21 protein-coding genes are annotated in these 26,819 nt (G+C 65.2%); 9 read left to right on the top strand and 12 right to left on the bottom strand.

Annotation, left to right across the window (positions count from 1 at the left end):
• Nucleotides 1–23: 23 nt before the first annotated feature.
• The gene (locus tag V9L18_RS06875; protein WP_337346435.1) at nt 24–599 is read left to right on the top strand and encodes an SGNH/GDSL hydrolase family protein; all 576 of its coding nucleotides are present in this window, start codon (nt 24–26) and stop codon (nt 597–599) included.
• Here the strand turns inward: V9L18_RS06875 and V9L18_RS06870 are convergent.
• Genes V9L18_RS06870 through V9L18_RS06855 form a run of 4 tightly spaced genes read right to left on the bottom strand, consistent with a single transcriptional unit; the run spans nt 580 to nt 5,091 of the window.
• The gene (locus V9L18_RS06870; protein WP_337346434.1) at nt 580–1,749 is read right to left on the bottom strand and encodes an MGH1-like glycoside hydrolase domain-containing protein; all 1,170 of its coding nucleotides are present in this window, start codon (nt 1,747–1,749) and stop codon (nt 580–582) included. The two genes, V9L18_RS06875 and V9L18_RS06870, sit on opposite strands and share 20 nt — an antisense overlap.
• Nucleotides 1,749–2,678 carry a carbohydrate ABC transporter permease gene (locus V9L18_RS06865; RefSeq protein ID WP_337346433.1) on the bottom strand — a complete coding sequence of 310 codons (930 nt, stop codon included), beginning with the start codon at nt 2,676–2,678 and terminating at the stop codon, nt 1,749–1,751. The genes V9L18_RS06870 and V9L18_RS06865 overlap by 1 nt, the downstream gene beginning before the upstream one ends.
• On the bottom strand, nt 2,678–3,679 hold the full coding sequence (locus V9L18_RS06860) for a carbohydrate ABC transporter permease (protein WP_337346432.1): 1,002 nt from the start codon (nt 3,677–3,679) through the stop codon (nt 2,678–2,680). Before V9L18_RS06860 ends, V9L18_RS06865 begins: the two co-directional genes overlap by 1 nt.
• Complete coding sequence (locus tag V9L18_RS06855; protein WP_337346431.1) at nt 3,676–5,091, bottom strand: ABC transporter substrate-binding protein; 1,416 nt, start codon at nt 5,089–5,091, stop codon at nt 3,676–3,678. The genes V9L18_RS06860 and V9L18_RS06855 overlap by 4 nt, the downstream gene beginning before the upstream one ends.
• 299 nt (nt 5,092–5,390) lie before the next feature.
• Here V9L18_RS06855 and V9L18_RS06850 point away from each other — a divergent pair, with 299 nt between their 5' ends.
• Entirely contained in the window at nt 5,391–6,539 is a 1,149-nt protein-coding gene (locus tag V9L18_RS06850) for an ROK family transcriptional regulator (RefSeq protein ID WP_337346430.1), read from the top strand.
• Nucleotides 6,540–6,607: 68 nt separating this feature from the next.
• Here the strand turns inward: V9L18_RS06850 and V9L18_RS06845 are convergent, their stop codons facing one another.
• Together V9L18_RS06845 and V9L18_RS06840 are read right to left on the bottom strand one after the other, a co-directional pair.
• A complete protein-coding gene (locus V9L18_RS06845; RefSeq protein ID WP_337346429.1) occupies nt 6,608–6,961 on the bottom strand; it encodes a GNAT family N-acetyltransferase in 354 nt (117 codons plus the stop codon).
• 69 nt (nt 6,962–7,030) lie between these two features.
• Nucleotides 7,031–8,224, bottom strand: a complete 1,194-nt coding sequence (locus V9L18_RS06840; RefSeq protein WP_337346428.1) for a serine hydrolase domain-containing protein — start codon at nt 8,222–8,224, stop codon at nt 7,031–7,033.
• A gap of 222 nt (nt 8,225–8,446) precedes the next feature.
• On the opposite strand from V9L18_RS06840, the gene V9L18_RS06835 reads away from it, so the two are divergent.
• Nucleotides 8,447–8,776, top strand: coding sequence for a DUF6457 domain-containing protein (locus tag V9L18_RS06835; RefSeq protein ID WP_337346427.1), 330 nt, complete (start codon nt 8,447–8,449; stop codon nt 8,774–8,776).
• 81 nt (nt 8,777–8,857) lie between these two features.
• Here V9L18_RS06835 and V9L18_RS06830 read toward each other — a convergent pair whose 3' ends face one another.
• Entirely contained in the window at nt 8,858–11,185 is a 2,328-nt protein-coding gene (locus tag V9L18_RS06830) for an FdhF/YdeP family oxidoreductase (protein WP_337346426.1), read from the bottom strand.
• A gap of 230 nt (nt 11,186–11,415) precedes the next feature.
• On the opposite strand from V9L18_RS06830, the gene V9L18_RS06825 reads away from it, so the two are divergent.
• The 3 genes from V9L18_RS06825 (at nt 11,416) to V9L18_RS06815 (ending at nt 18,144) form a co-directional block, all read left to right on the top strand.
• Nucleotides 11,416–13,119: a RecQ family ATP-dependent DNA helicase gene (locus V9L18_RS06825; RefSeq protein WP_337346425.1), complete on the top strand. Its 1,704-nt coding sequence runs from the start codon at nt 11,416–11,418 to the stop codon at nt 13,117–13,119.
• A gap of 37 nt (nt 13,120–13,156) precedes the next feature.
• Nucleotides 13,157–14,356, top strand: a complete 1,200-nt coding sequence (locus tag V9L18_RS06820) for a TerC family protein (protein ID WP_337346424.1) — start codon at nt 13,157–13,159, stop codon at nt 14,354–14,356.
• Nucleotides 14,357–14,475: 119 nt separating this feature from the next.
• Nucleotides 14,476–18,144, top strand: a complete 3,669-nt coding sequence (locus V9L18_RS06815; protein WP_337346423.1) for a TM0106 family RecB-like putative nuclease — start codon at nt 14,476–14,478, stop codon at nt 18,142–18,144.
• A gap of 16 nt (nt 18,145–18,160) precedes the next feature.
• Here V9L18_RS06815 and V9L18_RS06810 read toward each other — a convergent pair whose 3' ends face one another.
• From V9L18_RS06810 to V9L18_RS06795, 4 genes are all read right to left on the bottom strand, one after another.
• Nucleotides 18,161–18,517, bottom strand: coding sequence for an acylphosphatase (locus V9L18_RS06810; RefSeq protein ID WP_337346422.1), 357 nt, complete (start codon nt 18,515–18,517; stop codon nt 18,161–18,163).
• A 4-nt stretch (nt 18,518–18,521) separates the two neighbouring features.
• Nucleotides 18,522–19,067 (bottom strand): YceI family protein, encoded by a 546-nt coding sequence (locus tag V9L18_RS06805; RefSeq protein ID WP_337346421.1) that lies wholly within the window; start codon nt 19,065–19,067, stop codon nt 18,522–18,524.
• A gap of 141 nt (nt 19,068–19,208) precedes the next feature.
• Nucleotides 19,209–20,171 (bottom strand): pullulanase X25 domain-containing protein, encoded by a 963-nt coding sequence (locus V9L18_RS06800; RefSeq protein ID WP_337346420.1) that lies wholly within the window; start codon nt 20,169–20,171, stop codon nt 19,209–19,211.
• Between the two features lie 255 nt (nt 20,172–20,426).
• Nucleotides 20,427–21,506 carry an adenosine deaminase gene (locus V9L18_RS06795; protein ID WP_337346419.1) on the bottom strand — a complete coding sequence of 360 codons (1,080 nt, stop codon included), beginning with the start codon at nt 21,504–21,506 and terminating at the stop codon, nt 20,427–20,429.
• Nucleotides 21,507–21,554: 48 nt separating this feature from the next.
• Between V9L18_RS06795 and V9L18_RS06790 the strand changes: the two genes are divergently transcribed.
• Entirely contained in the window at nt 21,555–24,206 is a 2,652-nt protein-coding gene (locus V9L18_RS06790) for an excinuclease ABC subunit UvrA (protein WP_337346418.1), read from the top strand.
• A gap of 191 nt (nt 24,207–24,397) precedes the next feature.
• Nucleotides 24,398–25,054 carry a transglycosylase family protein gene (locus tag V9L18_RS06785; RefSeq protein ID WP_337346417.1) on the top strand — a complete coding sequence of 219 codons (657 nt, stop codon included), beginning with the start codon at nt 24,398–24,400 and terminating at the stop codon, nt 25,052–25,054.
• Between the two features lie 109 nt (nt 25,055–25,163).
• Here the strand turns inward: V9L18_RS06785 and V9L18_RS06780 are convergent, their stop codons facing one another.
• Entirely contained in the window at nt 25,164–25,691 is a 528-nt protein-coding gene (locus V9L18_RS06780; RefSeq protein ID WP_443197965.1) for a hypothetical protein, read from the bottom strand.
• A 219-nt stretch (nt 25,692–25,910) separates the two neighbouring features.
• On the opposite strand from V9L18_RS06780, the gene V9L18_RS06775 reads away from it, so the two are divergent.
• The gene (locus V9L18_RS06775; RefSeq protein WP_337346415.1) at nt 25,911–26,816 is read left to right on the top strand and encodes an MSMEG_6728 family protein; all 906 of its coding nucleotides are present in this window, start codon (nt 25,911–25,913) and stop codon (nt 26,814–26,816) included.
• The last annotated feature ends 3 nt before the right edge of the window (nt 26,817–26,819 follow it).

The raw sequence follows: 26,819 nt of genomic DNA, 5'->3' as shown, positions 1-26,819 counted from the left end.
GATACCGAAGGGCAGGTGCCGCAATGCGGCGGACGATGGTTTCCTATGGACACTCGTGGGTGGACGGCGACGGCGCGTCCGGGCCGGCCTCCTGCCTGGCCGCGCGGGTGGCTGCCCGGCTGGGCCTGGAGCTGGACAACCGCGGTGTGGGCGGCTCCAGCAGCACCGGAACTGCGGCCCTCGTCCAGGACACGCCTCCCCCACCCGCCACGCTGTACCTGCTGATGACGGGACTGAACGATCTTCGCCTGGGCGGGGACGCGCCGTCGTCCCTTGAGCAGTACACCGCCGCGCTCCGGAGCATCCTTGCCGCCTTCGGCCAGGCAGCCCCTGACGCGCTGGTAGTGGCCCTCGCACAGCCGCCCCTGCTGGACTTCAGCCTGCATGCCCCGCACAATCTGGGGTCCAACGCCCTGGTGGCCACGTACAACGAGGAACTGCGGCGGGTTGCGGCGGAGTTTCCGCAGGTGGTGGTGGCCGAGGCCGCAGGCTGGAACGCTGCCACCATGCTGGACGCGGACACGGTCCACCCCAACGACGCGGGCCATAGCTGCCTGGCCCGCGCCGCCGTCCGCGCTACTACTGCTGCATGGCAATAACAAGACCGGCCCAGCTTTGGGGAACGGCACCCAGTCCGCGCCCGTTGTCGGGATTCCAGTACTCCGCCCACCCGCTGGTAGTGGCGCCTTTGGCCGTAAGCTCTGCGAGCGCAGCGCCCTCCTGCTCCATGCCCAGCCTCCTGTAGGCCTGGGCGAAGAGGTAGTTCAGCGGGGGCCACGCCGGTCCGCGCCAGTACGTGTCCGGATCGTAGGCGGGGTGCTCGCGGGCCACGTTGGCAGGGCCGAACTCCGCGCCGAACCGGGCCGGATCCTCAAGCTGCTTCAGGGCCGCCCGGGCCTTGGCTTCGTCCCCGGTGACCAAGGCGCCCATGACGCCGTCGCTGATGGGGATTCGTACCGACGGCCCCCCGCCCAGCACTGCGAGATCGGACCAGAGCTGCTCGCCGTCGTCCCACAGGCGTTCGTCCATGGCGGCCGCGAGTTCGGTGGCCCGCGCCTCGAGCGTCGCGTCGCCTGTGACGGCAGCGAGTTCGCGGAGGTTGAACGCGGTGTAGGCGTTGAATGCCGCGGGGCAGGCCACGAAGCTGGTGGACCAGTTGGCGGCGCCGTCGTCGGAGAAGGAGACCTCGTTCATGCGTTCCTTGTTCCACGCCGTACGGGCCGGGCGGCTGTACCCTTCCTTGGTCCGGCCGGGGGCGCCCCAGTCGTCCCAGCGCGGGGCGTGGTCGTTGCCTGCTTCCCACGGGTGCACCACGTAGATAAGCCCCTCGGGAGTCCGCCGGTTCTCCCACAGCCAGTCCAGCCCCGCCCGCGCCTTGGCCAGCGTTGCCTCTGAGAGTGGAATGCCGGCGTCGGACAACACCCGTGCGGCGTGCCCGAACATGGGCGGCTGCGTCAGGGACGACGTCCCGGTGAGCGGGCCCAGCCAAGTGTCCGGGCCGGCGCCGCCGTAACGCATGTGCGGCACCATGCCGTTGTCCAGCTGCCCGGCCAGGACGGCGTCGAGCTCCTGGACCGCACGGGGATCTCCCAGTTTGGCCCAGATGATGGCGTGGAAGCAGGAGTCCCACAGCCACAGATGCGGGTAGGTGCCGGGGTTCGGCACGGAATAGCCGTGCTCCGGGCGCCAGTGCGCGTCCATAAGGTCGCGCACAGTGCCTGCAAGACCGGCGTTCGTGGTGCGGCCCATCATCCTTTCTCCGCGCCTGCGGTCAGGCCTTCGGTCAGGAGCCGCTCGGCGGCAAAGAAGATGATGATGATGGGCAGCGTCAGGATGACCGAGCCGGCCATCAGGACGGTGGTGGGCACCTCGATGCTGCCGGCCAGCTGGGACAGGCCCAGCGAAACGGTCCAGCTTGGCCTGGTGTTGACCAGGAACAGCAGGGCGAAGAGGAATTCGTTCCATGCGATCATGAACACGAACAGGCCGTTGGAAATGATGGCCGGCATGGCCAGCGGCAGGCTGATCCGGCGGAGCACGCCGAGCCTGCTGCAGCCGTCCAGGGCCGCAGCTTCCTCCAGGCTGGTGGGGATGGTGTCGAAGTAGTTGCGCAGCATGTAGATAGTGACAGGGATGACCTGGGCCACGTACACGATGAGCAGCGCCACCAGCTGGCCGCGAAGGCCCAGCCTCGTGAAGAAGGTGAACAGCGGAATGGCCAGCAGGATGCTGGGGAACAGGTACACCGCAAGGAACAGGGCGCTGACCTGGCGGCGGCCGAAGAAGTTCAGCCGGCTAATGGCGTAGGAACCTGGAATGGCCACGAGCAGCGAGATGAGCACGGTGCCCAGCGCCACCATGGCCGAGTTGCCCATGAACTTCAGGAAGCCCTGCCCGCCGTCTTCCTGCGGAGTCAGGATGCTCCGGTAGGAGCCCCAGTCCAGTTCGCCGAATGGAATGACCAACGAACCCGGATCACGCAGCAGCGCATCCAGCGGCCGGATGGACAGGACGAACATGTAATAGAACGGGAACAACGTCACCAGCACCAGGCCGACGATCACCACCCAGCGCAGCACACCGAAAACTTTGGTTTCGATCACGTCCCGCGTCCAGCGCGAACCCTCCGGGGGCCGGGACGGGGAGGCCGGGCGTCTCGTTTCGACGGGAATCGCCATCAGGAGACCTCCTCTTTCTTGCCGAAGAATTTAATGTAGATGCCCACCATCAGGCCGAGGATGACTGCCAGCACCAGCGCCTGGGCGGATGCCGCACCGATGTCACCGCGGGCGGTCAGGAAGTTGAACACGGTCACGGCCACGACTTCGGTGCCGCCGCCACCGCCGGTGAGCAGGTAGATGTCATCGAAGCTGTTGAACGTCCAGATGAAGCGCAGCACGGACAGCATGGCGATGGTGGGGAGCAGTTGCGGCAGGATGATGTGGAAGAAGCGCTGGATGGGGGTAGCCCCGTCCACCCTGGCCGCTTCCTCCAGGCTGTCCGGAATGGCATTGATCCGGGCGGTCAGGAACAGGAAGGCGAACGGGAAGGACCGCCACATTTCGAACACGATGACAGCGATCAGAGCCGTGGGGATCTCGAAGTTCAAGCCCAGGAAGGACACTTCCCTGGCCCGCTCGCTGAGGAAGGGGATGGATTCCTCCCAGCCGAGCAACCGCTTGCCCCAATAGTTGATGAGCCCAAACTGCGGATCCAGCATGGTGGTCCAGGTGAACGTCACGGCCACGATGGGTGACACGTACGGGATCAGCATGGAAGCCCGGATCAGGGTCCTTCCCTTGAAGGGCTTGCGGAGTGCCAGGGCCGCGATCAGTCCCAGGATGATCGCGCCGGCGGTGCCGAAGATGGAGTAAGCCAGCGTGGTCCCCAGCGACGTGAAGAAGCTGCTCGAGAACACGTTGTCGAAGTTGGCAAGGGTGTACGGGCCGAAGATTCCGGCCGTCCGGATGTTCAGGATCCGGACCCGCTGGAAGGCAAGCACCAACGTCCACAGGATCGGCAAGACCACCATGACTAAAACCAGGACCAGGGTGGGCGAGAGCAAGGTCAGGCCCGCCCGCTGCTCCTCCTTTGCCATGGGGGAAAGCTTGCGGCGCCCCCGCAGGCCGGCGGCCGATGCCGCCGGTCCTGCAGGAACGTCCTTTTTGACAGAACTCACTTCAGCGAGCCCTGAATCGAGCGAAGGGATTCAGCGGCCTGCTTGGCTGCGGTTTCGGGATCCACTCCGCCGGAGGTGACGTCACTGACAGCCTTGGCGATAGGCAGTTCGCCCAAAGCCGCGCCCACGAGGTCGCCCTGGCCCTGGGTGATGCCCCAGCGCTTGAGCTCATCCGGGCCCTGTTCCAGGACGGACAGCACGTCCTGGGAGTAGAAGTTGCCCAGGGGTTCCTTCTTGTCCACGCCCGCAGGCATGGTCTTCCACTTGTCTGCGTACTCGGTGGGGTTGTCCGCCGTGCCTGCCCTGACCGGGAGCCGGCCTTCAGGAGCGATGGAGAGCCAGTCAACGTAGCCCTCGGTCATGAAGTACTCCACGAACTTGCGGGCAGACTCCGAAGCGGAGTCCTTGGTGACTGTCCAGGAGACAACTTCACCGAACTGCGCCGGCTGGTCGCCGTCCGGTCCCTGGATGCCGGTTACAACGCCGGTGTTCTTGGCCAGGAAGGACGGGTCGGCCACGCACTCGGCGCACGTGGGCTTGGCATCGTTGCGAAGGCCTGCCATCTCGTCCAGGAGGAAAGTTGACCAAATGGACATGGCGGCCTGGCCGGCGAAGTAGGAAGCACGGACCGTGTCCACGTCCTGGGCGCCCGGAACAGAGTAGTCCTTCAGCATGTCGCGGTAGAACTCCAGGGCACCAATGCATTCAGGGCTGTCGAAGGTGATGTCGCCCTTGTCGTTGACCATTTCGCAGCCGTTGCCCTGGGCAATGTGCTCGAAGGTCTGCTGCGTAAAGGCCTCGCCGGGCTTGTTGGCAGCCGCGATCCCGGCCAGCTGGGGGGTGTCGAGCTTCTGCGCCGCGGCCTTGATGTCGTCATAGGTCTTCGGCGCCGCTATGCCGGCCTTGTCGAAGAGGTCCTTGCGGTAGTACAGGAGCTGCTGCCAGGAGGAATCAGGCACTGAGAGCTGCTGGTCGCCGTCGCGGGTAAGTTCCAGGGCCCGTTCGGAGAACGTGCTTTCGTCGAGGCTTTCAACGATTGCCTTGTTGCTGTCGGCATCCACCAGGTCGTTGGCAGCCAGGGTCCGGACCTGAGCCAGCGAGATGGAACCGATCACGTCCGGGAGGTCGCCGGCGGCCGCCGAGGACGTCAGGACCTGGTTGAACTGGTCTTCCGGCACGCCCACGAGCTCAACTTCGACGCCGGTGGCTGCTGTGAACTTATCGATGATTGCCTCTGTCTTGGCCACCCGGTCCGGGAGGGTATCCGCCGTCCAGACTGTGATGGCCTGGGCACTGGCGTCGGGGCTTGAGCCGTCATCCGTGCCTTCGTTGGGCGTGCAGGCCGCCAGCATTGCCACGGTCAACGATGCAGCTGCCAAGACGGCCACGCTGGACCGGCTTCTGGTTCTCATCACTTCGATGCTCCTGTCTTCGGCGGTGCCTTGAGCGGCCCCGCGGATTCGCGCTTTGCTCCCCCGGTCCACCGGCACTGGACCACTTTGGCCTGGCCAGCGGAAGAGGTGCTGGAAAACTCCCCGGCCGTGAGCGCAGTCACAATCCCGGGACTTGTGCCTAAAGGCTATCCAAATGTTGCCTAGTTGTCTAGCATTAGCTGCAGAGTCAATCGACACGAGTGGATGCAGGTTCTGCCCTATGCGCTCCCCGAGCGCCTAGGATGTCAAAAGTGCCTTTTCAACCGTAGGAGCCGCAGATGTACGTCGGACCAGGGGACGTCCTTCACCTGATCAGGTCAGGCAAGGCCCGAACCCGCGGGGACATCCAGGAAGAAACGGGCATGTCCCGCATGACAGTGGCCCAGCGCGTGGATGCCCTGCTCAAGGCTGAACTGATCCGCGAAGCCGGCACTGCACGGCCTTCCGGAGGCCGGCGGCCAACGGATCTGGCCTTCAACCTCCAGCACTCCTGCACTGTCTCCGCCTCGGTGGAGACCACGTCCAGCCGGGTAGCGCTCACCGACCTCAGCGGGGCGATCATCGCCGACGAGCACCTGGACATCGCCGTCGATGACGGCCCCGAGAAAGTTTTGCACGCCATCACCGAAGCCGGACTGCTGCTTCTCCAGCGGTCCAACACGCCCATGGCAAAAGTTTCGGGAATGGGCATCTCCATCCCCGGCCCGGTGGATCCCCACACGCTCCGCCCAAGCCAGCCGCCCATCATGCCCGGTTGGGACGCATACCCCATTGTCGAGTTCATCCAGGACACCTTCCCCGTGCCGGTCCTGGTGGAGAACGACGCCGATGCGATGGCAGTTGGCGAATACAGCACGGGCTTTGCCGGGGTCCCTTCCCTATGCCTGGTGAAGGTGTCCACCGGCATCGGCACAGGCCTGGTCATCGATGGCCAGGTCTATCAGGGCGTCGACGGCGGGGCCGGCGATATCGGCCACGTCCGCCATCCTGCCTTCGCGGAACTGCAGTGCCAGTGCGGCTCGTTTGGCTGCCTGGCCGCTGGGGCCAGCGGAGGCGCGATCGCGCGCAAGCTCGCGGAGATGGGCATCGATGCATCGTCCGGACGTGATGTGCGCCAGCAACTGTTGGCCGGCAACGTGGACACGATGCGCCTCACGCACGACGCCGGCCGGAGGCTTGGTGAAGTGATGGCCACCGTAGTGTGCCTGCTCAATCCGGCAGTGCTGCTGATCGCGGGCGATCTCGCGTCGTCCTCATTGATCGGGGGCATCCGCGAGACGCTTTATCCCATGTCGCTCCCGCGAGCCACACGCCACCTGGACGTCCGGTTGGCGGCGCTGGGCGAAGACGCAGCAATCCGGGGGATGTCATCGCTGCTGGTGAACCAGGTCTTCTCGCCCGCTGCGGTCAACGCCCGCCTAGCCTGACAACGCCTGCCTGGCCAGACAACGCCTGCCTGGCCTGACAGACAGGGAACATCCCTGGACAGCCAGCTTTACGCGCGGGCCCGCGGAGCCAGGGCGTCGTTCAAGAATTCCAGGTGCGCCGGAGCGATTGGTGCGGTGTCGCTGGCATACTCAGGGTTCTTGGTGATGAATTTTTTGATAAATGGGCAAACCGGCACGATCCGGAAGCCGGCGCCGACTGTCTCATCCAGCGCCGCGGTGGCGAGCTTGCCCGCAAGCCCCTGCCCGCCGTATTCCTCGTTGATCACCGTGTGGTAGAAAATCCTCTGCGGTGAGCTGCCGCCGTCGTAATCCTTGTAGGCCGCCTTGCCGATGACGTTTCCGGCCACCAGCACTTCGAAGCGCTCGCGTTCAGGATTGTGGCGGATGGTGGCGTCATTCACGGAGGTCTCCTCGGTTCGGTTTCTGATACAGCCTAACCTCGGCACGCGCACCGTTATTTCAATAACCGCCTAACAGGCCAGGTTCAGCGCGTCCACGGCGGCTTTGGCCATCTCAACAGCCTGCGGGTCGTCGAAGCCAATCAGGTCCGGCTTGGGAGCGCGTGCCACCGCCATGGCCACCTGGCGGGATCCGTCAGCGCTGATGAGCGCCAGCGCTGCATATCCCCGCACTACCCCTATGTGGCCGAAATAGTCGTTATTGGAGCAGGAGTCGTACCGCCTCACCACGCCAAGGCCGAACTCTTGATATTTGGGATGGTGCATCTCTTCCAAGGTTTGCCGCGTCACCAGGGTCCCTTTCTGCAGGGCAGCGAAATACGTGTTGAGATCAGGGACGGTGGAAATCAAACCAGCGTCAGGGGAACCCCTGTGGAACGGACTGAGCGCGTTGTCCACCAACTCGCCGCTCTCCGATTGTGTATAGCCGTGGACCAGCTGCCGCGGGCCAGGTTCATCACCGGTCATCAGGGTGCCCTGCAACCCCAGCGGCTCCACGTTGTCTGCGCGGATGACGGTTCCAATGTCCTGGCCCCGCAGCTTCTCCACCAGGAGGGCAAGGGCCGAGTAGTTGGTGCCGGAGTAGCTGTAGAGGCTGCCTGACCCTCCGGTCCAGCGGGCGGTCGCAGCGGCACTGAGCCGCTCTTCAAGGCTCATGGGCTGGTCCCCTGCCTTACCCATCTGAAACAAGGCATACCAGTAGTCGGGCATCCCGGACCGGTGGCTGAGGAGGCTGCGGATCGTGATGGGTCCGGGCGGCTTGATGATGCTTTCGAAGTCCGGCAGGTACTCCTGGATGGCGTCATCCAGCTGGATTTCCCCCTCCTCCACCAGCTTCAGGACCGAGACCGCCACCATGGTCATGGTGATGTCGCCAACGTGGGTCTGGTCGGTCAACTGTACGGGTTCCCGGGTTTCCAGGTTTCGGACGCCGTCTGCCGAGGACCACTCCCCCACCCGCGACTTGAGCTGGACGATGACGGCGGTGGCTCCCCGGGCGCGCACGTTCTCGCTGTACTCTTTCAGCACTGCGGCGAAGGCTGGCTCCGTTGGGGCAGTCGTCGCTGCCGGGGATGGGGCGGTCGGCGACGGCTGGTCAGGGGGATCCGGGGCGCCGGTGCAGCCTGCAAGGGAGGCCACCAGCACGGCCGCAGCCAGGCCGGACGCAAGGCGGGAGGACCCGAAAGCATGAACGGCAGCCTGCATCCCATGTCCCTTCAAGGGGGGCCGGACAACAGCTGGACTCCCAAGAGACCGCCAGCAGCACCGGCACCTCCGATATTCCTCAGGGCGCCAACGGCTGTCAAGGACGACGATGCGGTACCCAGTGACTCAGCCGGCTTGGCCTTGTAGTGTCGAGGGCATCGCAGTGTCGAGGGCATCGCGCCCAAGCGAACAAGGAACTGACCCACGGATTTAGGAGAGAGCATGGCCGTCAACGACGACGAAGCAGTGGTTCTGGACCAGTGGACCCAGCGGCTGGCCCAGGCGCTGCAGATCCTGGACTTGGACGTGGACCAGGAGCTTCTCCTTGACCTGGCTCGGAAGTCTGCCGGTTCCGTGATCCACGCCGCAGCTCCGGTCACCACGTTCCTGGTGGGCTACGCGGCAGGGCTCGCAGCCGGCAACGGCAGCGCCGGTTCCAAGGAGGCGTCCTCCGCGGCAGTTTCGCAGGCGGCCGACGTCGCGTTCCGGCTGTGCGAGGACGGGCACGACGGCGGCCCGGCAGCCACGGGCTGGGCGGACACCGGGCAATAGCCGCAGCAGGGTTCCCGTCAACTGCCGTGGCCCGCATGGGCCGGTGCTGGCCGGCACCGCTTATGCGGCTACCGGCTCCCGCTATCCCGCCGCCGTGGGTTCCTCAACCAGCACGGGCACCGGCTCCAGCCGGACGATGACCGCCTTGGACACAGGCGTCTGGCTGCCCTCCGCCACACTCTCCAGCGGCACCAGGACATTGGCTTCGGGATAGTAGGCGGCAGCGCAGCCGCGGGCCGTGGGGTAGGACACCACCCGGAAGTTTCGCAGCACGCGCTCCACGTTGTCGTGGTAAACGCCGTGGATATCCACATGCTGCCCGTCATTGAGGCCCAAATCGGCCAGGTCCTCGGGGCTGACGAACACCACTTCGCGGCCCTTCCGGATGCCACGGTAGCGGTCGTTATGGCCGTAGATAGTGGTGTTGAACTGGTCGTGTGAGCGCATGCTCTGCAGGATCAGCGTCCCGGCGGGCCGCTCCACATGCTCAAGTTCGTTGACCGTCAGCACCGCCTTGCCGGTGGGGGTGTTGAACGTCCGAGAGTCCCGGGGCCCGTTGGGCAGCACAAAGCCGCCTTCCTGCCGGATCTTCCGGTTGTAGTCATCGCAGCCCACCACCACGTGGGAGATGTGGTCACGGATGAGGTCATAGTTTCTTTCGAAACCGCTCCAGTCGGCATGGACCGAATCTCCCACTACGTGCCGGGCAAGCCTGCTGACGATAGCCACCTCGGACAGCAGGCCTGGCGCTACGGGGTCCACCGTTCCGTGTGAGGCGTGCACGGCGCAAACGGTGTCCTCCACCGAAACGAACTGTGGCCCGGATTCCTGGAGGTCGATTTCCGTGCGGCCCAAGGTGGGCAGGATCAGCGCTTCGGCGCCAGTGACGGTGTGTGAGCGGTTGAGCTTGGTGGAAATCTGCACCGAAAGCTCGGTGTTTTCCATCGCCGCAAACGCGGCGTGTGTGTCCGAAATGGCCCCTACGAAGTTGCCGCCGAGCCCCACAAAAACCCGGATGCCGCCGTCGCGCATTTGCCGGATGGTTTCGACGGCGTCCACGCCGTGCTCGCGGGGCGGATCGAAGTTGAATTCCTTGCCCAGCGAGTCCAGGAAGGCCGGCGGCATCTGCTCCCAGATGCCCATGGTCCGGTCGCCTTGGACATTGCTGTGGCCTCGGATGGGCGAGGCGCCGGCGCCCGGCTTGCCGATGTTGCCGCGGAGCAGCAGCAGGTTGATGATCTCCTTGATGGTGGCCACGCCCTTTTTGTGCTGCGTGATGCCCATGGCCCAGGTGATGATCACCTTGTCCGCCCTCAGGTAGCGGTCCGCAAGCTCGTCGATCTCCTCGGTCCGCAGCCCGGTGGCCTCAAGGACCGCGGCTTCATCCAGGTGGGCGAGATGGGTCCGCAGTTCCTCCAGCCCCTCGCAGTGCTGCTGGAGAAACTGATGGTCGAGGATGGTGCCTGGGGCTGCGGCCTCGGCGTCCAGCACCCGCTTCGAAACGGCTTGCAGGAGTGCCATATCGCCGCCGATCCGGACCTGCATAAACTGGTCCGCCAAATCCGTGCCGCGTCCCACGATGCCCTTGACCGTCTGCGGGTTCTTGTAACGCATCAGGCCGGCCTCCGGCAGCGGGTTCACCGCGACGATGCTGGCCCCGGCCTCTTTGGCTTCCTCCAGCGCGGTGAGCATCCGCGGGTGGTTGGTCCCCGGATTCTGGCCCATGATGACAATCAGGTCCGCCTTGGCGAAGTCATCGTAGGAGATAGTGGCTTTGCCGATGCCGATGGTCTGGCCCATCGCCCAGCCCGAGGATTCATGGCACATGTTGGAACAGTCCGGCAGGTTGTTGGTGCCGTAGGCGCGGACGAACAGCTGGTAGAGGAATGCGGCCTCGTTGGAGGTCCTGCCGCTGGTGTAAAACGTGGCCTGGTCCGGGGAAGTGAGGCCCTTGAGCTTGTCCGAAACGATGCTGAACGCCTGTTCCCAGCTGACGGGGCGGTAGTGGTCCTCCCCCGCGGGCTTGTAGACGGGTTCCGTGAGGCGCCCCTGCATCCCCAACCAGTATTCGGAGCGTTCGCGGAGCTCGCTGACCGGGTGCTCCGCCCAGAAATCGGAACCGATCACCACGGGCGTCGCTTCCCAGGTGACGGCCTTGGCGCCGTTCTCGCAGAACTCAAAGGTCTTGCGGTGCCCGGGGTCCGGCCAGGCGCAGCTCATGCAGTCGAAGCCGTCTTTCTGATTCAGCGCCAGCAGCGTCTTTGCTGCCCGGCCCGCGCCCATGTGCTTCAAGGCCGGCTGCATGGAGTGGTACACGCCGGGAACGCCTGCCGCCCACGCCTTAGGATGCCCGCTGACCTCGATCTCGGACTCGTCGGCCTCTTCCACCTTGGGGTTCTTGCGCGTCACGCTGCACTCTCCTTGTTCCTGCGGAGACCGAAACGCGCCGGCTGCATCAGCGGAACGGTCACTTTCCACAGTTGTTCAGGGGCCCCCGGAAGTCAAGGACGGTGGCCGGTTCAGGGCCGGGCAGCAACGGGCTCAAGTACAAGCACGGACGACGGCGGCAGCCACCTCGCGTAGGCTAGTCACCACGGCTGAAGCAACCGGCCGCAGGACCCACCTTCCGGAGCTGCAACATGTCCGAGAATCCTGCGCTGCGCGCGCTCGCCTCCTCTGCTTTTTCACTGCCCCAACTGCGCGACGGCCAACTCGCGGGTATGGCCGCACTGGCTGACGGCCGTGATGTCCTCGCCGTGATGCCCACCGGCTATGGCAAGTCCGCCATTTACCAGGTTGGAGCCGTCCACTTGCACCGCCGGACGGGACGCCCCGCCGTCGTGGTTTCACCCCTGATAGCCCTCCAGGAGGACCAGATCGATGGTCTCGCCGAGGTGCTGGGACCGGACGCCGCCGTCGCCATCAATTCTGTCCGCTCCGGCGCGGAACTGGAAGATGCCTGGCAAAAGGTGGAGGCAGGCACTGCAATCTTCCTGTTCCTGGCACCGGAGCAGCTGGCAAAAAAGGAAACGGTGGAGCGGCTCGCCGCCCTGCACCCCACTCTGCTGGTGGTGGACGAGGCACATTGTGTCTCCTCCTGGGGCCACGATTTCCGGCCCGATTACCTCACCCTCGGCACGGTCAGGGAGCAGCTGGGCAACCCGCCGGTTGCCGCACTGACAGCCACGGCTTCGCCGCCGGTGCGGGAGGAAGTTGTGGAGCGGCTGGGGATGAAGGATCCGCTGGTCCTGGTCCGCGGCTTTGACCGGCCCAACATCAGCGTGGAGGTGGTCCGGCACCATGAGGCAAAGGAAAAGCGCCGCGCTGTAGTGGAGCAGGTCTGCGCGCTGGCCGAGGGAAACGGCGGCGCCGTCCGGAGGGGGCTGCTGTACGCCGCCAAACGCAAGGACACAGAGAAGTATGCGGCCGAGCTGACTTCGCGCGGACTCCGCGCCGAGGCCTATCATGCCGGCCGCTCCGCCGCGGACCGCGAGCGTATCCTTGGGCTGTTCATGGACGACCGGCTGGACACTGTGGTGGCCACTACCGCGTTCGGGATGGGAATTGATAAGCCCAACGTCCGGTTCGTCATCCACGCCGACATTCCCGAATCGCTCGATGCCTACTACCAGGAGGTGGGGCGTTCCGGGCGGGACGGCGAGCCTGCGGTTGCTGTCCTGCACTACCGGGCCGAGGACCTGGGCCTGCGGAAGTTCTTCGGCACGCACTCCCCGGACCCGGATTCGCTGTTGGCCCTGCTCAAGGTGCTCCGGTCGGCGGACGGCCCTGTTTTTGCGTCGTCCCTGGCAGAACTCACGGACCTGTTGCCCCGGCGCGTGACGGGCCTGCTGAACCTGCTGCACGAGGCCGGGGCGGTGACCTCAGGCAAACGGGGTGTGCGCCTCACCTCGAAAGCCAAGCTGTCCGCGCTGGTGCGGGACGCCGTCGGCCTCGCCGAAGCCCGCCAACGAGTGGACCAGTCCCGGCTCAACATGATGCGCGCCTACGCCGAAACCGACGGCTGCCGCCGGCAATTCCTGCTGGGCTACTTCGGCGAGCACCTTCCGCAGCCGTGCGGCAACTGCGATGCCTGTGCGGAGGCAGTACGGCAGTCCGCCCCGGCTGGGCAGGAGCACCCGGGCGTGGACCACGACGGCGGCCCTGCCGGCCAAGAGCAGGATGTTCCGTTCCCCCTCCAGTCCACAGTCACCCACAAGTCCTGGGGGCCCGGCCTGGTGATGCGCTATGAGGACGATGTGATCACGGTCCTGTTTGAGCGGGAGGGCTATAAGACGCTTTCACGGAAGGCTGTCCTGAAGCGGAAACTGCTGAAGCCTGCTTAGGTAGGCTGGAGGGAGACTCCGACGAAAGGCCCGCCACGTGGAAGTTCCCTCCATTGTCTGGACCCTGACCATCGCAGGAATTGTTGGCCTTCTGGCCTTCGATTTCTTCTTCCATGTCCGAAAGGCCCACACCCCGTCGTTGAAGGAATCGGCCATCTGGTCCTCCATCTACGTGGGTATCGCGCTCCTCTTTGGCCTTGGCGTGCTGATGTTTGGCGGCACCACCATGGGTACCGAATACTTCGCCGGCTATGTCACGGAGAAGGCACTGTCCGTGGACAACCTCTTTGTGTTCCTCATCATCATGGCCAGCTTCCGGGTGCCCCGGGCGGACCAGCAAAAGGTGCTGTTGTTCGGCATCGTCTTTTCGCTCATTGCCCGCACGGCCTTCATCTTCCTCGGCGCCGCCCTGATTAACAGCTTCGCGTGGGTGTTCTACATCTTCGGGCTCATCCTCCTGATCACCGCCGGCAACCTGCTCAGGCCCAATGTCCACGACGAAGAATCCGAAGGCCTGGTGGTCAGGCTCGCCAAGAAGTACCTCCCGGCGTCGGCACATTACGACGGCGACAAACTGTTCACCATGGAGGACGGCAAACGCGTCCTGACACCGATGCTCCTGGTGATGGTGGCCATTGGCGGAACTGACATCCTGTTCGCCCTGGACTCCATCCCCGCAATTTTCGGCCTGACCCAGAATGTGTACATCGTCTTTACCGCCACTGCGTTCTCACTGATGGGCCTGCGCCAGCTGTTCTTCCTCATTGACGGCCTGCTGGACCGCCTGATTTTCCTCTCCTACGGGTTGGCAGCCATCCTGGGCTTCATCGGCGTGAAACTGATCCTGCACGCCTTGCACGAGAACACCCTGCCCTTCGTCAACGACGGCCAGCACGTCAATGTGGTGGAAGTCAGCACGGCAGTTTCCCTCACGGTCATCCTGGGCGTCCTGGTGGTCACCATCCTCGCGTCCATCTTCAGTCCCAAGGGCAAAGCCAAGAACGCGGTGTCCGGCGCCAAGCGGCACGCCACCGAATACCTGGACCTCACCTACGAAACGGACATGGCGGAGCGGGACAAGATCTTCGCCCGCATGGTCCGCGAGGAAGACCAGATCCGCAAGCTTCCCGAGAAGTACAAGCGGCTCATCCGCAACGAGACCGAGTTCCTAACGCTGTTGCGCAACGCCCACACCGAGCACGACAAGGCCCAGGTCCGGGCGGACGCCGAGGGCTGACCGGAGACCCCGCCACCCCCTTCCTTGCCGTCCGGACCAAATTGTCAGTCCCTCTTGCTAGATTCAAATAAAGGCCAGGGGAACCGTCCTCAGGCCAGGCCAGTCAATGGGGAGGCCCCATGTTCCTGCTCGATCCTGCCACCCTTGATCCCGGCGCGGCGCCTGACCTGGTGTTTTCCGCCAGCGACCTCGTGGCCGCCAGCGAGTGTGAGTACCGGACGCTCCGGGTCCTGGACGAGAAACTGGGCCGCTCCCCCAAGGCCGAATTTCCCGACGACGAGATGCAACGCCGCGCCGGCGCCCTGGGCGACAAGCACGAGGCGAAGGTGTTGGCGGGCCTGATCGCGCAGTACGGCCAGTGGGATGCCAGCCGCGGTGCCGGTGTGTATTCGATCGAGCGTGGCGAAAACGCCCGTGCAGACCTCGTAGCCAAGCAGGCGGAAACCGAGCTGGCGCTGCGGGCAGGGGCGGACGTGGTCTTCCAGGCAACTTTCTTCGACGGCGAATTCCTCGGCTACGCGGACTTCATCGTCAACGAGGCCGCCGGCACCGGAAGTCCGGGACGGTACGAGGTCTGGGACACCAAGCTGGCCCGGCACGCCAAGGTGGGCGCCCTCCTGCAACTGGCTGCCTATGGCGACCAGCTGATCGGGATGGGGCTGGACCCCTCCCCCAAGGTCACCCTGGTGCTGGGCGCCGTGGTGGACGGCGACTACGTGCGCAGCGTCCATTCCCTGCCAGACCTGCTGCCGGTCTTCCGCGAGCGCCGCGATCGCTTCCGTTCCCTGACCGCTTCCCACCGCGGAGGCGACGGCCCCGTGGAGTGGCTGCAGCCCGGCATCACCTGTTGCGGGCGGTGCAACTATTGCGCCGAGCAGGTCAAGGCTCACCGGGACCTCTTGATGGTGGGCGGGATGTCCACCCTCCGCCGGAAGAAGCTTCGTGCCGAGGGAATCACCACCATTGATGCCCTGGCGGACCTTCCGCCGGAGCAGGCAACCGGTTCACTGGCGCGGCTCCGCGACCAAGCCAGGATGCAGTTGGGCCGGGACGTTCCGCACGGCTCGCGGACGTTCATCAAGGACGGCGAGGACCACACGGTCACGTTCAAGGTGCTGCCGGAGAACGCACTGGACACCATCCCCGCGCCCAGCCCTGGCGACATCTTCTTTGACTTCGAGGGTGATCCGCTCTGGCAGGACCCGGCCACCAGCCAGTGGGGACTCGAGTACCTGTTCGGCGTGATTGAGTCCCCGGATGCCGCCGCTGATACCGCTGATAAGCCGGTATTCCGTCCGTTCTGGGCGCATTCCCGCTCTGAAGAACGGCAGGCTTTCCTGGACTTCCTGGCCTACGTGGAGGAACGTCGTTCCCGGTACCCGGACATGCATGTCTACCACTACGCCGCGTATGAAAAGTCTGCGCTCCGGAACCTGTCCGTGACCCACCTGGCGGGCGAGGAGATCGTAGACGACTGGCTCCGGGAAGGTGTATTGGTGGACCTCTACGCCACGGCCCGGCACTCCCTCCGGATCTCCGAGCCCTCTTACTCCATCAAGAAACTTGAGCCCCTCTATATGGGCGACAACCTTCGCTCAGGCGACGTGAAGGATGCAGGTGCCTCCGTGGTGGCCTACGCCGCCTACTGCGCGGCGCGGGACGACGGCGATGCCGCCGGCGCCCAGGAAGTCCTGGCCTCAATTTCTGACTACAACGAATACGACTGCCTCTCCACCCTCCGCCTCCGCGATTGGCTGCTGCAGCTGCGGAGTTCGGCTTCCGGGGCCCCATCAGGGGAGCCCGCGGCGGCAGCAACGCTCGACTCCGGGGGGCAGCTGCCGCTGCTGCGGGAGCTTCCGGAGGACGGGCCGGACGTGGAACCAACGCCCGAGGAGCTCCGGCTCCGGGAGTATCTGGCCGGACTCCCCGATACCAGGCCCTGGACCGACGATGAGCGTGCCATCGCCATGGTGGCCGCCGCCACCGGCTACCACCGGCGCGAACGGAAGCAGTTCTGGTGGGAGCACTTCGACCGCACGGAATCCGAAATCGACCACTGGTCCGAGCACCGCAACGTGTTTGTGGTGGACTCCGCCGAAGTGGTGGCGGACTGGGTCCTCGCCAAGCCCACAGTGCGGATGCGCACCCGTGTCCTGAGGCTCTGCGGAACCATGAGTGAGGGCTCGGACTTCAAACCCGGCAGCACGTGGTGCCGGCTCTACGATTCACCAGTGCCAGACGGACTGGAGGATCCGCAGGGAAACCTGCTGGCGCGTGGCTTTAGCTTCGGCACCCTGGTCACCGCCGTAGAGGACCACCCGGACATTCCGGGCAAAACCCTCATCACCATCGAGGAAAAGGAGACCGGCAAGGTCCCTGCGTACCCGCACTTCCCGGTGGCCCTGACGGAGGATAAGCCCGTCCCCACACTGAATATAGAGGCCGCCTTGGCGGAGCTGGCCCAGTCCGTGGGGGCCTCGGTGCCACGGTTGCCGGAGCATCCGGGTGTGGACATCCTGCGCAAGGCACCGCCGCGGTTCCGCTCGCTCTCCTCCCCCGCCGCCGTCGGGAAGGACAGCTCCGGAGCGGCGGACTATGCCACGGCCATTACCGCCTCGCTGCAGGACCTTGACCGCTCCTACCTCGCCGTCCAGGGTCCTCCGGGAACCGGCAAGACCTACGTCGGCTCCCATGTCATCGCCCGGCTGGTGCAGGAGGGCTGGAAAATCGGCGTTGTCGCCCAGTCCCACGCCGTTGTGGAGAACATGCTCTGCACAGCCATTAAAACCGCCGGGGTCGCCCCTGACCGGGTGGCCAAGAAACTTGCCTCGGGTCACGACGTGCCTTGGCACCACACTAAGGAAGCCGACGTCGCCGCCCTGCTTGCTTCGCACGGCGGATGCCTGGTGGGCGGCACCGCGTGGACCATGACCGGCAAGACAGTTCCGGCCGGGTCCCTGGACCTGCTGGTCATTGACGAAGCAGGGCAGTTCTCGCTGGCCAACACCTTGGCTGTGGCACGTTCCGCTCAACGCCTGCTGCTCCTGGGGGACCCGCAACAGCTCCCGCAGGTTACCCAGGGCTCGCATCCGGAACCCGTGGACGAGTCCGCGCTCGGCTGGCTGGCCGCCGGGCACGCCACCCTCCCCACGGAGCTGGGCTATTTCCTGGCGGACAGTTGGCGAATGCACCCCGAACTGTGCCGCGCAGTGTCAGTACTGAGCTACGACGCCAAGCTCGAATCCGCACCGGCGGCCACACTCCGGAGCCTGGCCGAGGTGGCTCCCGGAGTGGAAACGGTGTTCGTAGATCACAGCGGCAACACCACCTCGTCCGCCGAAGAGGCCGCCGAAGTAGTCAGGCAGGCGCGGCGGCACATCGGGCTGAAGTGGATCGCAGGCGGCGACCAGCCTGCCCGGCCGCTGGCAGCCGAAGACATCCTGGTGGTAGCCGCCTACAACGCCCAGGTCCAGCTGATCCGCCACGCGCTCCAACAGGCGGGCCTGGAAGGGGTCCGGGTGGGGACCGTGGACAAGTTCCAAGGGCAGGAGGCTCCCGTTGTCCTGGTGTCCATGGCCTGCTCCGCTGTCGCCGAAGCCCCCCGCGGCGCCGAATTCCTGTTGAACCGGAACAGGATCAACGTGGCAGTTTCCCGCGGCCAGTGGCGGGCAGTGATTGTCCGCTCCCCCGAACTCACCAACTACATGCCCCGGAAACCAGAGGTGCTGGAGCAACTCGGAGCGTTCATCGGCCTAAGCCCCAGGACCAGCGTCGTCCGGCCGGGCTAAAAGTAAAACGCCCCGGTCAGCGGGCCTTGAAACCCCGGAAGGCACCCTCGGCCGCGGACAGGGTATCTTCAACCCTTTCCACCCTGCCGGGGGTGTTGTCCGACTTCAGCCAGTCGAGCAACTCCTCCACCCGGGCTGGTGGTCCCTCGGCAATCACCGAGACCGAGCCGTCGTCGAGGTTTTTCACCAACCCCGTCAGGCCCAACTCCTCCGCCTTCCCCATCGTCCAAAAGCGGAATCCGACGCCCTGCACCGCGCCGAAGACGCGAGCGGAAAGCCGGATGTCGCCGTCGTCCGGCCCTGCCCAGTCCGGTCCTGATGGATCCCGCCCAGCGGAGTGCCTCCCGGAATGCCGCCCTTCGGAAGCTGCCATGGCGTCAGGACTGCTTGACCAGCGCCGCTTCGACGTTGATCCTGACTTTGTCGCTCACCAGGAGACCGCCCGTTTCCAGGACCGCGTTCCACGTCAGGCCGAACTCCTTGCGGCTGATCTCGGCCTCTGCGGAGAAGCCGGCGCGGGTGGCTCCAAAGGGATCAACGGCCACGCCGGTGAATTCAACTTCGAGTTCGATGGGTTTGGTGACGCCGCGGATGGTGAGGTCGCCTGTGAGCGTGTAGTCCTCGCCGTCGCCTTCTGCTGAGGTGGCCCGGAAAGTCATCTCGGGGAAGTTCTCCACGTCGAAAAAATCCGGACCCTTTACGTGGGCGTCCCGATTGGCGTCGCCGGAATCGAAGCTGGCTGTCTTAACGGTGGCGTGGAGCGAGGCGTCGGCCAAGGACTGGCCGATCCTGGCCTCGGCGCTGGCGTCCGTGAAGCGGCCGCGGACTTTGCTGATGCCCGCGTGGCGGACCGTAAAGCCGATCTCGCTGTGGGACATGTCCAATGTCCAGACGCCCGGCGTGATTCCTGAGGGAAGAGTCATTTCCGCATCTCCTAGGTGGGTGGAAACCGGTCACAGCGACCAAAACCCACAGTGCGTCACTCCGCAGTTTTTGTCCAGAGAGGGGCGCCCACGGAGGATCCGCAGGCCGGCCCACTACTGGACAAAAGATCCCCGGCGCAGTCAGCTGATGACGATATCCCTGGTGCGGTGATCGTAACGGATGGTGACAGTGCCGCCGTTGTGGTGCAGTTCGTGGTTGGGGCCATCGAAGGTGCCGAACGCGCCGTAGTTCTCTTCCCAGGAACGGTTCAACGCGATCTTGAAGGTGTAGTAGCCAGCAGGCAGTTCGGCACTGATAACCCACTGCTGGGCGACGAAATCGAACGTCATCTGGGCTTCGTCGTACTGCGGAGCCCAGTCCTCGGGAGCGCCAAGGAGCGTGTTGAAGTCACCCGCCACTGCCACGGCCTCGGGCTGCGGGAAGGTTTCCACATCCGGTCCTTCAAGCGATTCCGCCACAGCCGCTTCCGACTTCGTCTTCGTCTTCGTAGCAGCCTTCCGCGTACGGACAGCCTTGACCACCGGCTCCACGGCCTCTTCGATAATCTTGGCGGCCTTGCCGACAGCCTCGGCAGCCTTCTTCGCCGGCGCCTTCTTGGCAGGGGCCTTCTTGGCGGGAGCCTTCTTGGCGACCTCATCGCCGGCTGCTGAGTCCTTGACCACGGCGCTCTTGCGGGTAGTCCTGGCCGCGGCAACCTTGGCGGGGGCGGCAACAGGCGCAACCGGAACCGGGGTGTCGGCAGGGACGGGAGTTCCGGCGTCGAGCGCCGAGGCAAACGAGTCCGCATCAGGGAAGGCAACCGTGGCCCGCATCCCGTCCTCGGTGATGGTCCAACCGGAGCGGCCCTTGACCAGCCAGCCGGCCTTGACCAGCTTGGCGGTAGCGGACGTGAGGGTCTTGTGTCCGCGGGGGATCCCGCCGCTGAGAAGCTCGGCCTCGTGCGGGCTGAACGGTACGCGGGCGGTGGCTTCTGCGAGCACGCCTCCTGCGTTCAGAGCATCGCCGGTCCACGTGCCTTCCGTCAGGACATCCAGCACGGACTTGAGTCGAAGGTTGGTGTTTTCTGTAGTGGACTTGGCCATGGTTCCCCTTTGTAAAGCGATCGGTCAATAGGCATCTTGCCAATAGCCTGTTAAATCGCACGACTTGAATTGGTTAACTCTGCGTGTCGTGACCGACTATGACGCGTGTAACACCGGAAGTGAGGCGGGAGTCTCGGGTTTGGGGCTGTTTACTCAACCCGGGGCGCTGAAATGGCTTCCGCCGGTCCCCGCCCAGACACGCTTTGCGGCACTAGTTTAGCTGCTGGTAGCCCCGGTTGCGTCCAAGGCTTTGGGCTACGCCCGGTTCAGTTCGTCCAGCAGCTCCGCTTTGCGCTCCTCCGAGGCAAAGGACGAGTGGATGGAGTTGGCGGCCAGCCGGGAACGGTCAAAGTCGGAAAGCCCCAAGGCAGTTTCGAGCTGGGCGAAGTTGTCGTCCACGTAGCCGCCGAAATACGCCGGATCATCCGAATTCACTGAGACGTTGAGCCCGGCTGCCAGCATGGCGGGCAGCGGGTGGTCCGCCAGCGTATCCACTGCGCGCAACCGGACGTTGGACAGTGGGCAGACTGTCAGCGGAATCCGGTCTGCTACAAGCCGCTCCACCAGGTCGGGATCCTCCATGCACCGGATGCCATGGTCGATCCGCTCCACGCCAAGGATGTCCAGCGCCTCGATGATGTACGACGCCGGTCCCTCCTCGCCCGCGTGGGCGGTCAGCCGCAGGCCCGCTTCCCGGGCTTTGGCGAAGAGGCGTTCAAATTTCGACGGCGGATTGCCCACCTCGGCCGAGTCCAGGCCGATCGCGCCGATCGGGGCGTTCATGGCCAACAATCCATCCAGGACTTCCAGCGCGGATTCCTCAGAGAGGTCGCGAAGGAACGCGGCGATCAGCATGGTGGAGATGTCGAAGTCCTTCACCGAGGTCGCCAAGGCGGAGGCCACTCCGTTGACACAGGTTTCCAAGCTGATGCCGCGGGACAGGTGGGCCTGCGGGTCCATCATGATCTCGGCGTGCCGGACACCGGCGGCCGCAGCCCGGGCCAGGTAGTCGCGGGTCATATCGGCGAAGTCCTGTTCCGTCTGCAGCACCGCCATGTTGGCGTAGTACAGGTCCAGGAAAGACTGAAGGTCGGTGAACTCGTACAGTCCACGAAGCTCGTCAAGCCCCGAATATGGGAGGGAGATGCCGTTGCGCTCCGCCAACTCAAAGATCAGCTCCGGCTGCAGGGTTCCCTCGATGTGCAGGTGCAGTTCCGCGACGGGCAGGATCCTCACAACCGCTTCGGTCCCGGCCAGCTCCGTGTCTGGAAGGTCCGACGCCGGAACTTCCGGTTCGGCGAAAGGAGTGGCGGCTGTGTCCCGGTAATTGTCCATCGGGTCAGGATATCGCCCACCGGCCGGTTCGCGGCTAGAGTCGGATCAATGCGGAACCCTCAGCAGGCTGACGATATTTCCCTTCCCACTCCTGACCATCTTTCGGACGGCTTTGTGCGGGTCCGGGGCGCGCGCGAGAACAACCTGCAGAACGTGGACGTGGATGTGCCGCGGGACTCCATCGTGGCGTTCACCGGGGTCTCCGGTTCGGGTAAGTCGTCACTGGCTTTTGGCACCATCTATGCCGAAGCCCAGCGGCGCTACTTCGAATCAGTGGCACCGTACGCACGCCGCCTTATCCAGCAGGGCCACAATCCCAAGGTGGAGATGATCTCCGGGCTGCCGCCCGCCGTCGCGCTTCAACAGCGGCGCGGCGCGCCCAGCAGCCGCTCCACGGTGGGCACGGTGACCACGCTCTCCAACTCGCTCCGTATGCTCTTTTCACGGGCCGGGACCTATCCGGCGGGCGCCGAGCCATTGGACTCCGACGCCTTTTCGCCGAACACCGCCGCCGGAGCTTGCCCCGAATGCCACGGACTGGGCGTCGCCCATACGGTGACCGAGGAATCCCTGGTCCCGGACTCCACCTTGACCATCCGGGAAGGTGCCATCGCGGCTTGGCCGGGAGCGTGGCAGGGAAAAAACCTCCGCGATATCCTCAGCCATCTCGGCTACGACGTGGACGTGCCCTGGCGGAAGATGCCCAGGAAGCAACGCGACTGGATCCTGTTCACCGATGAACAGCCCGTCGTGGAAGTCACCCCCGAGCGGGACCGGGTGGCCAAACCCTACAAGGGGCGCTTCTGGAGCGCCAAAAGCTACGTCCTGCACACCTTGGCGGACTCCCAGAGTACCGCCATGCGCGAGCGCGTCCTGGCGTTTATGGAGTCCGGGCCGTGTCCGCGTTGCGGCGGCACCGGGCTCCGGACTGAAGCCCTCGCCGTAACCTTCGCGGGCCGGACCATCGCAGAATTCAACGCAACGCCGATGGCCGAGTTGGCCGAGATCCTCCGTCCGACCGCCGTTTTGAAGGACGCCGGAACTGCCTCCCGCCGGCAATCCTCCGGCGAGGAAAACGAGGTGGCGGTAGCCATCACCGCAGACCTCCTGCAGCGCATCACCGTGCTGCTGGAGCTGGGCCTGGGATACCTGGCCCTGGGCCGCGGCACTCCCACCCTCTCACCCGGCGAGATGCAGCGGCTGAGGATCGCCACACAGCTGCGTTCCGGACTGTTCGGCGTGATCTATGTGCTGGACGAGCCGTCGGCCGGCCTCCATCCGGCAGACGCGGAGCCGCTCCTGGCGGTATTGGACCAGCTCAAGGCGTCCGGGAACTCGGTTTTCGTGGTGGAGCACAACATGGACGTGGTCCGCCGGGCAGACTGGCTCGTGGACGTTGGACCCCGCGCGGGGGAAGGCGGCGGCGAGGTGCTTTACAGCGGTCCCGTTGCCGGGCTCGCGGCCATCGAAAAATCGGTTACCCGCCCGTTCCTGTTCGACGGCGGTGGGGCCCACAGCGGGTCCGGCGGCGGTTCGCCCGAGGGCGGCACTTTTGGACGCAGCAAGTCCGACGGCGGCGGCGCGCCACGGACGGGCGGTGGCCGGAAGCCCGATGGCTGGCTGGAGCTGGCCGGCATCAGTCGGCACAACCTCAAGGATCTCGATGCGCGGTTCCCGTTGGGCGTCTTGACGGCAGTCACGGGAGTGTCCGGTTCAGGCAAGTCCACCTTAGTGAGCCACGTCCTCGGGGAGGTGGTGGGATCCGGACTGAGGACCCATCAGGCGGGACAACCGGCAAAAGCTACGCAGACGGAAGGCCCGGACGAGGAGGGACCTGCTACGCCGTTGTCGGTGGGCCTTGTCAGCGGCACCGACCGGATCGACAGGCTGGTCACTGTGGACCAGAAGCCCATCGGGCGCACACCCCGCTCCAACCTCGCCACGTATACCGGACTGTTCGACGCCGTGCGCAAGGAGTTCGCCGCCACGGAGCAGGCCCGAGCTCGCGGTTTCGGCGCCGGGAGGTTCTCCTTCAATGTGGCAGGCGGCCGCTGCGAAACCTGCCAGGGCGAGGGCTTTGTGGCAGTGGAACTGCTCTTCCTCCCGGGCAGCTACGGCCCGTGCCCGGAGTGCGGCGGTTCCCGCTACAACCCGGAAACCCTGGAGGTGACGTACCGGGGGAAGAACGTGGCCGAGGTGCTCCGCCTGACGGTGGACGCTGCCGCAGCGTTCCTGGCCGATGTTCCCGCCGCGGCCCGCAGCTTGAAGAGCCTTAGGGACGTCGGCCTGGGCTACCTCCGCCTGGGCCAGCCGGCCACTGAACTCTCCGGCGGCGAGGCCCAGCGCATCAAGCTGGCCACCGAGCTCCAGCGCGCAAAGAAGGGCCACACCCTCTACCTTCTAGACGAGCCCACTACCGGGCTCCACGCCGCCGATGTCCAACTGCTCATGGCCCAACTCCACGGGCTGGTGGACAGCGGCAACACCGTGGTGGTGGTGGAACACGAGATGGCCGTCGTAGCTGGGGCGGACTGGGTCATCGACCTGGGCCCATCCGGCGGGGACGCCGGCGGCAGGATCGTCGCCGCCGGAACCGTTGCCGACGTCGCGCGTTCCCCGCACAGCCGTACTGCCGCTTACCTGGCCGCGGCACTTCCCCAACCGACCACCAGCCAACTCCCAGAAGGCATCTCGGTTTGATAACGGCACCGTGATGTCCTAGCGTGAAAGACAAGCCCGCCAAACGGGCGACAGGAATGCCCGGTGCTGCCTCCACCAGAACTGCCCGGCCGGCAGACACCGAAAATGACCTCTATTCGTCAGGGGCGGGCAGTGGCGCAACGACCTCCGGGGACGGATCGAGCGCAGGTGGCCTTCAGGAGCATCACCACATGAAAAACACCACCTTCCGTACTGCCGCACGCCGTGGAGTCACCCTTGCCGCCGTCTCAGCAGCAGGGCTTGCACTCTCCGCAACAGCCGCTAACGCGGCCACCAGCACATCAACATGGGACGCCCTGGCGCAGTGTGAGAGCGGCGGCAACTGGTCCACCAACACCGGCAACGGCTACACAGGCGGCCTGCAGTTCAGCGCCAGCACGTGGGCAGCCTACGGCGGCACAGGCTCGGCTGCAGACGCCAGCCGTGAGCAGCAGATCGCCGTGGCCGAACAAGTGCAAGCATCCCAGGGCTGGGGTGCGTGGCCGTCCTGCGCCTCCCAGCTTGGCCTGAGCGGTGGAGGCGGCGCCACTGCTCCCCAGAGCGTGCCGGTCCAGAGCGTGCCGGTCGAGACGGCACCGGCCCAAAACGTCCCCGTTCAGAGCGCGCCACTGGCAGCGCCGACTGACGCGGTGCAGGCCGCCCAGCACGTCGCACCCGTGGCGTTGAGCGGCGAAACCTACACACTAGAGGCGGGCGATACCCTCAGCACCGCAGCCGAAAAGCTGGGCATCGATGGCGGTTGGCAGAGCCTGGCCGACGCCAACACGGACACCGTCGCTGATCCTGACCTCGTGTTTGAGGGCCAGGTCCTTCAGCTTCCAGCCTAGGCTGCCAGGAACCCCGGCTTTCTATCCGGAATAACGACGCCGGAGCTCCCCCCAGCGGGGAGCTCCGGCGTCGTTGTTGTGTCTTGAGCTTGTGGACCGGCTGCTGCGGTTACGCTACGGCCGGGATTTCGCGGATGATGCGCACTTTCCAGGCGGCGTCATCGCTGGTATCCAGGAGGGCCACCGTGCCGTGGGCCACGTTCAGTGCCACGCGCTTGGCTGCCAGCAGTTCGAGGTAAAGGTGCTCGTTCATGCGGCTGGGCGTGTCGATCATGTACTTCACAGCGTCACGGACTTTGCGGTAATTCGCGCTCCGTTCACGGTGCAGGTGCAGTTCGAGGCTCTGGCGCTGGCGGACTTTGGGTTCGTGCTTGTTGAGCCAGGACACAGCCGCGTGGACGCCGATGACGAGGGCCAGGGAGACGCCGTAGATCCACCAGCCGCTGGTCAGGAGGAACAGCGGCAGGTTTCCGATGGCCACAATCGCGATGATGACGCGAAGGGCGGCGATCTTACGGAGGGTCAGGGCCACAGACGCCAGGGCGGCGCGGAATCCGTGCTGGTCCTTGCGGGCCGTGGCGGGGTCGATTATGAACTCATCAAGGACCAGGATGCCGTTGGCCTCCGGACTCAGCATCTGCCCGAACTTAGGCGTGCAAGGCTGTGCAGTACCGGGGGTCATTTCAGGTGTAGTTGTCATGTAAAGGCTTCCGGGACGCTGGGGTGTTTCGGTGATCTTAGTGGTAAGGCCTACCTGCTGTATGCATCGGTCCACTATGTGAACATCCTCCGGCTTTCTCCTGTGGCGGCCGGCACTGCAATTGGCACTTGGGCCGCATGCCGTCAGACTGAAGGGATGCAAACCTTCCTTCCGTACCCCGATTTCCGGCAGAGCGCCGCAGCACTGGACACTGCCAGGCTCGGCAAGCAGCGCGTCGAAGCGCTGCAGACCCTTCGGGCGCTGGTCATCCCTGAGTACGGCTGGCAGACCCACCCGGCCGTCCGGATGTGGATGGGCTACGTTCCAGCACTGACCATGTACGGCTTGGCCATGGTTGACGAGTGGACTGAACGTGGCCACCCGGACAACACCCGCGCCAACATCACCGAGTTCGCTCCGCAGGCAGCCCACCCCGACTACGCCGCCAAAATCCCCATGCCGCCATGGCTGGGAAATTCGGATTTCCACCTGAGCCACCGGTCAAAGCTCCTCCGCAAGGAACCCAAGTTCTACAAATCTGTGTTCCCTGACGCCATACCGGACATTGACTACATCTGGCCCGAGCCCAAGCATGAGTTCCTGCCCGAGGACCCCGAAGGCGACATCCTGTGGATCCTGCGCTCACCGCATGCAGAATTCAGCCCGGAGACACTAAACACCGTGGCCCTGCCGCCGGTCCGCCGCGCCATTGCTGCCGCCGAGCAGGACGATTACTCCCTTGTTTATGCGGACGACGGGTCGCGCCGTCCCTCCAAGCAGCCCCGGAAGCTTCCCCCCAAGGCGAAGATCAAGAAGCCCACGAGGAAGCGCCAGGCCCAGGAGGAAGCGTTTGCCACCCTCCCTGGCAAAACCGCTGTGGCGGTCTCGTTCGAGGACGGCGCCAAGTTCGCTGTAGGCCAGGTCCTGGGCCGGCCCATCACGCTCGACGACGGCCGCTTTGGCCGGAACTTCAGCGTCACCGAGGTGATCGACCGCTCCGCCTTCGACTACCCGGCACTCCTGCAGGACCCCCGGGTCTTCTTCCCGGTCCCCGCTCCCTGACCG

This window comes from Pseudarthrobacter sp. CCNWLW217 (assembly GCF_037203985.1).
Classification (GTDB): Bacteria; Actinomycetota; Actinomycetes; order Actinomycetales; family Micrococcaceae; genus Arthrobacter.
Note: the sequence above shows the minus strand (reverse complement) of the source record. Positions and strands in the feature narration are given on the sequence as shown.

Bases quoted from the DNA above. Each gene is read 5' to 3' on its own strand.
- V9L18_RS06875 (WP_337346435.1), top strand. From the start codon at position 24: ATGCGGCGGACGATGGTTTCCTATGGACACTCGTGGGTGGACGGCGAC.
- V9L18_RS06870 (WP_337346434.1), bottom strand. From the start codon at position 1,749: ATGGGCCGCACCACGAACGCCGGTCTTGCAGGCACTGTGCGCGACCTT.
- V9L18_RS06865 (WP_337346433.1), bottom strand. From the start codon at position 2,678: ATGGCGATTCCCGTCGAAACGAGACGCCCGGCCTCCCCGTCCCGGCCC.
- V9L18_RS06855 (WP_337346431.1), bottom strand. From the start codon at position 5,091: ATGAGAACCAGAAGCCGGTCCAGCGTGGCCGTCTTGGCAGCTGCATCG.
- V9L18_RS06850 (WP_337346430.1), top strand. From the start codon at position 5,391: ATGTACGTCGGACCAGGGGACGTCCTTCACCTGATCAGGTCAGGCAAG.
- V9L18_RS06840 (WP_337346428.1), bottom strand. From the start codon at position 8,224: ATGCAGGCTGCCGTTCATGCTTTCGGGTCCTCCCGCCTTGCGTCCGGC.
- V9L18_RS06835 (WP_337346427.1), top strand. From the start codon at position 8,447: ATGGCCGTCAACGACGACGAAGCAGTGGTTCTGGACCAGTGGACCCAG.
- V9L18_RS06825 (WP_337346425.1), top strand. From the start codon at position 11,416: ATGTCCGAGAATCCTGCGCTGCGCGCGCTCGCCTCCTCTGCTTTTTCA.
- V9L18_RS06815 (WP_337346423.1), top strand. From the start codon at position 14,476: ATGTTCCTGCTCGATCCTGCCACCCTTGATCCCGGCGCGGCGCCTGAC.
- V9L18_RS06810 (WP_337346422.1), bottom strand. From the start codon at position 18,517: ATGGCAGCTTCCGAAGGGCGGCATTCCGGGAGGCACTCCGCTGGGCGG.
- V9L18_RS06805 (WP_337346421.1), bottom strand. From the start codon at position 19,067: ATGACTCTTCCCTCAGGAATCACGCCGGGCGTCTGGACATTGGACATG.
- V9L18_RS06800 (WP_337346420.1), bottom strand. From the start codon at position 20,171: ATGGCCAAGTCCACTACAGAAAACACCAACCTTCGACTCAAGTCCGTG.
- V9L18_RS06795 (WP_337346419.1), bottom strand. From the start codon at position 21,506: ATGGACAATTACCGGGACACAGCCGCCACTCCTTTCGCCGAACCGGAA.
- V9L18_RS06790 (WP_337346418.1), top strand. From the start codon at position 21,555: ATGCGGAACCCTCAGCAGGCTGACGATATTTCCCTTCCCACTCCTGAC.
- V9L18_RS06785 (WP_337346417.1), top strand. From the start codon at position 24,398: ATGAAAAACACCACCTTCCGTACTGCCGCACGCCGTGGAGTCACCCTT.
- V9L18_RS06780 (WP_443197965.1), bottom strand. From the start codon at position 25,691: ATGCTGAGTCCGGAGGCCAACGGCATCCTGGTCCTTGATGAGTTCATA.
- V9L18_RS06775 (WP_337346415.1), top strand. From the start codon at position 25,911: ATGCAAACCTTCCTTCCGTACCCCGATTTCCGGCAGAGCGCCGCAGCA.